This is a genomic window from Micrococcus sp. (genome assembly GCF_030523875.1).
GTDB lineage: Bacteria > Actinomycetota > Actinomycetes > Actinomycetales > Micrococcaceae > Micrococcus.
The window spans coordinates 1-8995 of sequence record NZ_JAUNHR010000084.1; the positions used below are offsets into that span (position 1 = coordinate 1).

Annotated in this window: 10 protein-coding genes; 9 read left to right on the forward strand and 1 reads right to left on the reverse strand. The window is 74.6% G+C overall.

What is annotated here, in order from left to right:
- Window positions 1-737 (reverse strand): heparan-alpha-glucosaminide N-acetyltransferase domain-containing protein (locus tag Q4D18_RS09855; RefSeq protein ID WP_303127857.1); only part of this gene is annotated, 737 nt, incomplete at its 3' end.
- Window positions 738-877: 140 nt separating this feature from the next.
- Here Q4D18_RS09855 and dapA point away from each other — a divergent pair.
- The 9 genes from dapA to recA all read left to right on the forward strand — a co-directional run.
- Window positions 878-1795, forward strand: a complete 918-nt coding sequence (gene dapA / locus Q4D18_RS09860; RefSeq protein WP_303127859.1) for a 4-hydroxy-tetrahydrodipicolinate synthase — start codon at window positions 878-880, stop codon at window positions 1793-1795.
- Between the two features lie 81 nt (window positions 1796-1876).
- Complete coding sequence (locus Q4D18_RS09865; protein WP_303127860.1) at window positions 1877-4831, forward strand: DNA translocase FtsK; 2955 nt, start codon at window positions 1877-1879, stop codon at window positions 4829-4831.
- On the forward strand, window positions 4828-5469 hold the full coding sequence (gene pgsA, locus Q4D18_RS09870; RefSeq protein ID WP_303127873.1) for a CDP-diacylglycerol--glycerol-3-phosphate 3-phosphatidyltransferase: 642 nt from the start codon (window positions 4828-4830) through the stop codon (window positions 5467-5469). Before Q4D18_RS09865 ends, pgsA begins: the two co-directional genes overlap by 4 nt.
- Window positions 5470-5528: 59 nt before the next feature.
- Entirely contained in the window at window positions 5529-6071 is a 543-nt protein-coding gene (locus Q4D18_RS09875; RefSeq protein ID WP_303127878.1) for a CinA family protein, read from the forward strand.
- Window positions 6072-6080: 9 nt separating this feature from the next.
- Window positions 6081-6548: a hypothetical protein gene (locus tag Q4D18_RS09880; protein ID WP_303127862.1), complete on the forward strand. Its 468-nt coding sequence runs from the start codon at window positions 6081-6083 to the stop codon at window positions 6546-6548.
- Window positions 6549-6640: 92 nt separating this feature from the next.
- A complete protein-coding gene (locus Q4D18_RS09885; RefSeq protein WP_303127863.1) occupies window positions 6641-7234 on the forward strand; it encodes a hypothetical protein in 594 nt (197 codons plus the stop codon).
- Between the two features lie 112 nt (window positions 7235-7346).
- On the forward strand, window positions 7347-7760 hold the full coding sequence (locus tag Q4D18_RS09890) for a helix-turn-helix domain-containing protein (RefSeq protein WP_303127865.1): 414 nt from the start codon (window positions 7347-7349) through the stop codon (window positions 7758-7760).
- Window positions 7757-7975 (forward strand): DUF3046 domain-containing protein, encoded by a 219-nt coding sequence (locus Q4D18_RS09895; protein ID WP_303127868.1) that lies wholly within the window; start codon window positions 7757-7759, stop codon window positions 7973-7975. Before Q4D18_RS09890 ends, Q4D18_RS09895 begins: the two co-directional genes overlap by 4 nt.
- Window positions 7976-8181: 206 nt before the next feature.
- The coding region (gene recA / locus Q4D18_RS09900) for a recombinase RecA (protein ID WP_303127870.1) at window positions 8182-8995 on the forward strand (814 nt) is incomplete at its 3' end.

Here is an 8995-nt window from a genome sequence, read left to right on the forward strand (position 1 = left end):
GCCGGGACCACGCCCGGGGCGCCGCGGACCACGGCCCCGACCGCCGTCGCCGTCGCCCACGCCGCGGCCCCCGCGGCCGCGAGCGCGGCGGCCGTGCGCCGACGCCGCAGGTCCAGCCGTCCGATCGCCAGGCCCGCCGTGAGGAAGGCACCCCACGAGAGGACGGGGTAGTACCCGGTCAGCAGCAGGTCGGCCAGCAGCAGGACCGGGGTCGCCAGGTCCGACGGGGCCGGTGAGGTCCACAGGCGGGCCTCCTGCAGGAACGCCTCGCGGCCCAGGGCGGCCAGCCCGGCCGCCTGCAGGCCGAAGACCAGCACGGGACCCAGGAGCAGCCAGGCCCCGGCGAGCGCCGCGAGCGTGCGTCCGGGCAGCCGCAGCAGCGGCAGGGCGAGGAGGAAGAGCAGCGCGTAGTGGCACAGGATGACGGCCACCGGGGTGCCCAGGGCCCCGCAGGCCAGCCCCAGCAGGAACAGCAGTCCCGCGCGGCGGACCGTGCGGCGGCGCAGCACCGCGGCCGCCCCCGGCGGGACGGGGGAGGGGCCGCCCGAGGCGAGGCCCAGGCCCACGCCGGCCAGCGTCACGAACAGGGCGGCGGCGCCGCCGGAGAAGACGAGGTGCAGCGGATCGGGGTGGCCCGCCGCGGTCACCGGATCGGTCACGTGGACCGCGGCCAGCCCCAGCAGGGCGACGCCGCGGGCGGCGTCGACCCCGGTCAGGCGGCGGGGGGAGACGGGCATGGGCACCTCGTTCGGCGGGGGGGGCGGCGGGGTCGTCCCGGGACGGCGGGCCGGGGCTGCCGCGCGGCCGGACGGGAGCCCGGCGTCGCAGGTGCGCCGCACACGGGGACGGGGCCATCCTCGCAGGTAGGGTGTGCCCCATGACTGCCGCGCCTGGACCCGTGAACCCGTCCGACCTGCCCTTCGGCACCGTCGTGCCAGCCATGGTGACGCCGATGGACCGGGACGGCGCCGTCGACCTGGGGGCGGCCGCCGCGCTCGCCGAGCACCTCGTGGACCAGGGGGCGGACGGCCTCGTGGTCACGGGCACCACGGGCGAGACCTCCACGCTCACGGACGAGGAGAACCTCGCCATGTTCCGCACCGTCGTGGCGGCGGTGGGGGACCGGGCCAAGGTGATCGCCGGCACCGGGACCAACGACACCGCCCACTCCGTGGAGCTGTCCCGCAGGGCCGCCGAGACCGGCGTGGACGGCCTGCTGATCGTCACCCCGTACTACAACAAGCCCAACCAGGCCGGCATCCGCGCCCACTTCGAGGCGATCGCCGACGCCGCCGGGCTGCCCGTCATGGTGTACGACATCCCCGGCCGCTCCGTCATGCCGATCGAGCCGGAGACGCTGATCGCCCTGGCCGCGCACGAGAACATCGTGGCCCTGAAGGACGCCAAGGGCGACCTGCAGTCCACCACCACGGTGCTGGCCCACACGGACCTGCACCTGTACTCGGGCGACGACGGCGCCACCCTCCCGCTCATGGCGCTCGGCGCCGTCGGCGTGGTCTCCGTGGCCGCCCACGTGGCCCCCGGCCTGTACCGCGAGCTCGTGGACGCCGTCCGCGCCGGCGACCTGGCCGCCGCCCGGACCGCGCACTACGCCCTCGACCCCGTGCAGCGCGGCGTGATGGGCCACGTCCAGGGCGCCGTCGCCTCGAAGGCCGTGCTCGCCGCCCAGGGCGTCATCCCCACGGACACCGTGCGCCTGCCGCTGGTGCGCGCCACCGAGCAGGAGCTCGAGGCGATCCGCGCCGACCTCGCGGAGGCCGGCATCCGCTTCTGACGGGCCCAGGCCGGCGGGGTGCGCGCCCGCGCTCCCGTCCCCGTGCTCTCCGCGTCCGGGGCGCACGGTACGTTGGATCCCATGGCGACCCGTACCTCCCCCGCGCGGTCGTCGTCCTCCTCGTCGAAGTCCCGGTCCGGCTCCGCCCGGACCGCGAAGGGCTCCTCGGGGAAGGGCGCGTCCGCCGCCACCTCCGACCGCGACCAGCAGCCCGCGCCCGTGCGCGCCCTGCGCACGGCGTGGATGGCCCTGGCCACCCCCGTCGGCGCGGCCGTCCGCAAGGCCGGGCGCGACGTGCGCATCCCGCGGGAGGACCGTCGGGACGGCACCGGCCTGCTCCTGATCCTGGTGGCCGGGCTCGTCGCCGCGATCGAGTGGTGGGGCCTGCGGGACACCGCCGTGGGCCGCGTGGTGCACCCCGTGGTCGGGGGCACCGTGGGGTGGTTCGCCCTGCTCGTGCCGATCGTCCTGGCCGTGGTCGCCGTCCGCTGCTTCCGCCACCCCCTGGACCACCGGGACAACGGGCGCATCGTGATCGGCCTGCTGATGGCCACCGTGGCCGGCAGCGGCATCGCCCACCTGGTCGGCGGGCTGCCCTCGGCGGCCGAGGCCTTCGCGGACGTCCTGCACGCGGGCGGCATGATGGGCTACCTCGCCACCGTGCCCCTGGCCTCGCTGCTGACGGCCGTGCCGGTGTGGATCCTCATGCTCGCGCTGGCCGTGTTCTCCCTGCTGGTGCTCACCGCCACCCCCGTCGGCTCCATCGGCTCCCGGCTGCGCGGGGCCTACGCGTGGCTCACGGGCCAGGACCCCGAGGGTGCCGAGCGCCGCCGCCAGGAGCGCGCCGAGGCCCGCCGCGCCCGTCGGGAGGCCTCCGGCGCCGAGCACCGGGGCGAGCAGCAGGACCTCGACCTGTCCTCCGAGGACCGGCCGCACGGGCGCACCCACCCGGACCACGACCAGTCCTACCTGGACACCCCCCACGCCGCCCACGGTGCGCACGCCACACCGACGCCCAGGAGGAGGCCGGGCCTGCTGGCCCGCCTGCTGGGCCGCGGCGGGGACGAGGAGCAGGCCCCCGCCGCCCCCGTCCGCGAGGCCCGCGCCTACGACACGGCCGTGATCGAGGAGACCCCCGCCCCGGCGGACCCCTCCGCGGCCGGGTCCCACGCCGCCGGTGAGCAGCCCACCGAGGTGCTCCCCGCCCCGAGGCCCCGGACCGCCGCGCCCGCCCGGACCGCCGCGCCTGAGACGACCGAACCCGAGGAGGAGGCGGAGCCCGCGCCGACCGTGCCCTCCGTCAGCCGACCGGAGCCCGTGCCGGAGGTCACCCACGAGCCCGCCCGTGGGAGCCAGGAGACCCTGGACGGGGACGGGACCTACGACCTGCCGCAGTCCTCCCTGCTGCCCGCCGGGCCGCAGCCCAAGGAGCGCACGGAGTCCAACGACCGCGTGGTCCGGGCCCTGACCACCACGTTCACCGAGTTCAAGGTGGACGCGCAGGTCACCGGCTTCTCCCGCGGCCCCACGGTGACCCGCTACGAGGTGGAGGTCGCCCCCGGCACCAAGGTGGAGAAGGTCACCGCCCTCGAGAAGAACATCGCCTACGCGGTGGCCTCCTCCGAGGTCCGCATCCTCAGCCCCATCCCGGGCAAGCGCGCCATCGGCATCGAGATCCCGAACACGGACAAGGAGGTCGTCGCGCTCGGCGACGTCCTGCGCTCGCAGGCCGCCCAGCGCACCGATCACCCCATGGTCATGGGCGTGGGCAAGGACGTGGAGGGCGGGTACGTCGTCGCGAACCTGGCCAAGATGCCGCACATGCTCGTGGCCGGCGCCACCGGCGCGGGCAAGTCCTCCTTCGTCAACTCGATGATCACCTCGATCCTCATGCGGGCCACCCCGGACGAGGTCCGGATGGTGATGGTGGACCCCAAGCGCGTGGAGCTCACCGCGTACGAGGGCGTGCCCCACCTGGTGACCCCCATCATCACCAGCCCCAAGAAGGCCGCGGAGGCCCTGCAGTGGGTGGTCAAGGAGATGGACACCCGGTACGACGACCTCGCGGCGTTCGGCTTCAAGCACGTCGACGACTTCAATCGGGCCGTCCGCGCGGGCCAGGTGACCCTGCCGCCGGACTCCAAGCGCGTGCTGCGCCCCTACCCGTACCTGCTCGTGATCGTGGACGAGCTCGCCGACCTGATGATGGTGGCCCCGCGGGACGTGGAGGACGCGATCGTGCGCATCACACAGCTGGCGCGCGCCGCCGGCATCCACCTCGTGCTGGCCACCCAGCGCCCCTCGGTGGACGTGGTCACCGGCCTGATCAAGGCCAACGTGCCCTCGCGCATGGCCTTCGCCACCTCGTCCGTGACGGACTCCCGCGTGGTCCTGGACCAGCCGGGCGCCGAGAAGCTCCTCGGCCAGGGCGACGCCCTGTTCCTGCCGATGGGCAAGTCCAAGCCGATGCGCGTCCAGGGGGCGTGGGTCAACGAGTCCGAGATCCACGCCGTCGTCGAGCACGTCAAGACGCAGATGCAGGTGCAGTACCGCGAGGACGTGGTCCCGGAGAAGTCCGAGAAGGTCATCGACGAGGACATCGGGGACGACCTGGACCTGCTGCTGCAGGCGGTCGAGCTCGTGGTCACCACGCAGTTCGGCTCCACCTCGATGCTGCAGCGCAAGCTGCGCGTGGGCTTCGCGAAGGCCGGCCGGCTCATGGACCTGATGGAGTCCCGCGGCGTCGTGGGGCCCTCCGAGGGGTCCAAGGCGCGCGACGTGCTCGTGAAGCCGGACGACCTGGCCGACGTGCTCGCCATGATCAGCGGCGACACCCCGCCCTCGCAGGCGGCCGCCCCGGCGGCACCGGCGGCGTCTGCCGCCGCACCCGCCCCGGCGACCGGCGGCGAGCCGGACCGCTGGTCCTCGGGGGACATGGTGGGGGACGACCTGGACTCCCGGCCGGCCGCGCCGAGCTGGGACGATGAGGACGACGACGAGGAATCGGAGGACGCGTGGCAGCTGACCGGACGCTGACCGGGGGAGGCGACCGCGCCGCGGGCGCCCCCGCCCCGGCGGAGAAGACCCCGGAGTTCAACCTCCCCAACGTCCTCACGGGCCTGCGCATCGTCATGGTGCCGTTCTTCGTGTGGGCGATGTGGGTCGGCGGCCCGTGGGGTGGCGACTCGACCACGGCCCGCTGGATCGCGGTGGCCCTGTTCGTGGTGGCCATGTACACGGACAAGCTGGACGGGGACATCGCCCGCGCCCGCGGCCTGGTGACGAACTTCGGCAAGATCGCCGACCCCATCGCGGACAAGCTGCTCACCGGCTCCGCGCTCGTCCTCTTCTCCCTGCTCGGGGAGCTGTGGTGGTGGGTCACCGCCGTGATCCTCGTGCGCGAGTGGGGCATCACCCTGATGCGCTTCGTGGTGATCCGGTACGGCGTGATGCCCGCCGGCCGCGGCGGCAAGCTCAAGACCGTCCTGCAGGCCGCGGGCATCGGCCTGCTGCTCATGCCCCTGGCGCCCGTGCTGGGCGGCTGGTGGCCGTGGCTGGGCTGGACCGTGATCGGGGCGGCCGCCGTCCTGACCGTGCTGACGGGCATCGAGTACGTGCGGGACGCCGTCCGGCTGCGCCGCGACTGGTTGGCCGCGCACGGCGGCGCCCGGTGAGCGGACCTGGGATCGAGGCCTCGGAGGCGGTCGGCGGCGGATCGGCGGACGCCCGCGCGGTGATCGCGTGGGGGACCTCCGCCGGGGTCACCCTGGCCACGGCGGAGTCCCTCACCGCCGGTCTCGTGGCGGCCGCGCTGGCCGACGTGCCCGGAGCCTCCGCCGTGCTGCAGGGCGGGGTGGTGGCCTACCAGAACACGGTGAAGACGGACCTGCTCGACGTGGACCCGGACCTGCTGGCCTCGCGCGGCGCCGTCGACCCCGAGGTGGCCCGGCAGATGGCCGCGGGCGCGCGCCGGGCGCTGGGAGCCGACGTCGGGGCGTCCACCACGGGGGTGGCCGGCCCCGAGTCGCACCAGGGGCGCCCCGTGGGCACCGTCATGGTCGGCCTCGCCGTGGGCCCGGTGCTGGCACCGGCGCTGCGCGCGCTCGCGCCCGCCCCCACGGACGTGGTGGAGGACGACGACGGCGCCGCGCTGGGCCTCGAGCTGCACCTGACGGGGGACCGGGCGGCCGTGCGGGCCGGGACCGTGGAGCGCGTCCTGGCGCTGCTGCGGGCCCTCGGGACGCCGCCGCTCGCCGCGGGGCACCCCGCCCCCTAGGCTCGGGTGGTGTCCTCCCCTCCCCGGACCGCCGCGTCGCGGCGGGATGCCTCCCGTCCCTCCTCCTCCGACGAGCGTCGCATCGGTCTGATCGCCGACCCCGGCGTCCCCTGGAAGCTCGCCCAGCGGGCGGCCCGGACCCTGCCGGACCTCCTGGCCGAGCGGCGCGGGGGATCCGTCCGGTGGAGCGTCGAGGTGCGGCAGCAGGTCCTCCCCGTCAGCCCCGACGGGCACCTCCTCCTGGAGGGGGAGGCCGCCCGCCTCGCGGAGGAGAACGGCTGGGACACGGTCGTGGCCGTCGTCGACCTGCCGCGCTTCGAGGAGGGCCGCGGCGTCGTCGCGGACGTGATGCCGCACCGCGGCGTCGCCTCGGTGTGCGTGCCGGCCCTGGGTGTGGTGCGCACGGGGCCGCGCCCGAGGGGGCGGACGCCTCGCCCGGCCACGGCGTCGTCGCGGGGGAGGACCTCACACCCGTAGCGGACACGGAGGTCCGTGGATCGGATCAGGACGACGACCTCTCCACGGTCTTCGTCAAGGGTCCGGGCGGCACGGCGCGGCTCCTGCTGGGGATGGTGGCGGCCAACCGGCCCCTGCGCCTGGCCCGGGGGATGAAGTGGGCGGTGGCCTCCGCCGGCGCCGCCGGGGCCTACGGCGTGTTCTTCGGCTCCATCTGGACCCTGTCCAGCCAGATGGGCCTGCTCCGCCTGGCCGCGGTGACGGTGCTGGCCGTCGTGATGCTGGTGCTGTGGCTCATCCTGACCAACGGGCTGTGGGTCCGGGGCGGCCGGCACGGCGGGCGGCCGGCCCTGGACAACCTCTCCACCCTGGCGACCGTGGGCATCGCCTGCACGGCGGTCTACGCGGGCCTGTTCGCGGTGCTGGCGGTGGTGGCCGCCGTGATCATCCCCATGTCCTACCTCTCCCATCAGCTCGGCGAGCACGCGGGCATGACGGACATGCTCCGGCTGGTGTGGCTGTCCACGTCGATGGGCACCATGGCGGGCGCGGTGGGCGCCGGGTTCGACGACTCGGACCGGATCCGCACGGCCACCTACTCCCGCAGGGAGCTGGAACGGCGCCGCCTGGCGGACGAGCTCGGGGGCGAGGACGCCGGACGGCCGGGGCGGTCGGGGGAGTCGAGCGTCTCCGGACGCCGGGAATGAGCGGGGGCACCGGTACGTTGTCCTGAACGACTCAAGATCACCGCGACGCCGGGTCCAGGGACGACATCGCTCCCGCACCGCCCGCCGGCCACCTCAGGAGCAGCGATCACACATGATGCGACACCCCGTCCATGCCAACGGCGTCACCCGCTGGGTGAGCGACGAGCCCGTCCGCCGTCAGCCCGCCCCCGAGCTCAAGGAGCGCGCCATGCCCATCCTCCGCCACGAGATCGGCGAGGTCCTCCGGGACGTCCGCCAGCGCCAGGGCCGCACCCTGCGCGAGGTCTCCCACGACGCCCGCGTCTCGCTGGGCTACCTCTCCGAGGTGGAGCGCGGCCAGAAGGAGGCCTCCTCCGAGCTGCTGGCCTCCATCTGCGAGGCCCTCGAGATCCCCATGTCCTTCCTGCTGCGCGAGGTCTCCGACCGGCTCGCCGACCAGGAGGGCGTGGCGATCCCGGACACCGTGCCGGCCGAGATGACGGCCGACGACGTCCCGCCGGTCGGGACCCTCGCCGCGCGGGCGTGAGGGCCAGCGAGTTCCGCCGCCTGATGGCGGAGGAGTTCGGCCCCGCCCGGGCGGAGCTCATGGCCGACACCCTCCACCTGCCGGGCCTGGACACCACCGCCTCGGACGCCCTCGCGTCCGGGGCGGACCCGCGCGAGGTGTGGCTCGCGGTGTGCGACCTCAACGGGGTCCCCGAGTCCCGACGCCTCGGGCGCGACATCCCGCCGAGGGGCTGATCCGGCCCGGGCCGGTGATCGGGGTCGCCCGGGTTCGAACACGTGTTCGAAGCATGGGGTAGAGTCCTGCACAGGTGCCGGGAGGACCCGGCGATCCCCAGCCCGGCCGTCGGACCCCTAACGTGTCCGCCGCGGCCCGTACTCTCCAGACATCAGGCAGCCGCGGGAGGACCCGCGCGAGCACGGATCAGACCCAGGAGTGAACCATGAGCAAGGCGACCGCCGCCGAGAAGGCGACCACGGACCGCGAGAAGGCGCTCGACGCCGCCCTCGCCCAGATCGACAAGCAGTTCGGCAAGGGCTCGGTCATGCGCCTGGGCGAGCAGACCCAGGCTCCCGTGGAGGTCATCCCCACCGGCTCCGTGGCCATGGACGTGGCCCTCGGCATCGGCGGCCTGCCCCGCGGCCGCGTCGTGGAGATCTACGGCCCGGAGTCCTCCGGCAAGACCACCCTGGCGCTGCACGCCGTGGCCAACGCCCAGCGCAACGGCGGCATCGCCGCGTTCATCGACGCCGAGCACGCCCTGGACCCCGTCTACGCCCGCAAGCTCGGCGTGGACACGGACGCCCTCCTGGTGAGCCAGCCGGACACCGGCGAGCAGGCCCTCGAGATCATGGACATGCTCGTCTCCTCGGGCACCCTGGACATCGTCGTGATCGACTCCGTGGCCGCGCTGACCCCGCGCGCCGAGATCGAGGGCGAGATGGGCGACTCCCACGTCGGCCTCCAGGCCCGCCTGATGTCCCAGGCGCTGCGCAAGGTGACCGGCCGCCTGCACCAGACCAAAACCACCGCCATCTTCATCAACCAGCTGCGCGAGAAGATCGGCGTGTTCTTCGGCTCCCCGGAGACCACCACCGGCGGCAAGGCGCTGAAGTTCTACGCCTCCGTCCGCATCGACGTCCGCCGCATCGAGACCCTCAAGGAGGGCGGCAACCCCGTCGGCAACCGCACCCGCGTGAAGATCGTCAAGAACAAGATGGCCCCGCCCTTCAAGCAGGCCGAGTTCGACATCCTCT

Excerpts from the sequence above, each read along its gene's own strand:
- Q4D18_RS09890 (WP_303127865.1), top strand. The coding sequence starts at position 7,347 with ATGATGCGACACCCCGTCCATGCCAACGGCGTCACCCGCTGGGTGAGC.
- dapA (WP_303127859.1), top strand. The coding sequence starts at position 878 with ATGACTGCCGCGCCTGGACCCGTGAACCCGTCCGACCTGCCCTTCGGC.
- Q4D18_RS09865 (WP_303127860.1), top strand. The coding sequence starts at position 1,877 with ATGGCGACCCGTACCTCCCCCGCGCGGTCGTCGTCCTCCTCGTCGAAG.
- Q4D18_RS09885 (WP_303127863.1), top strand. The coding sequence starts at position 6,641 with ATGGTGGCGGCCAACCGGCCCCTGCGCCTGGCCCGGGGGATGAAGTGG.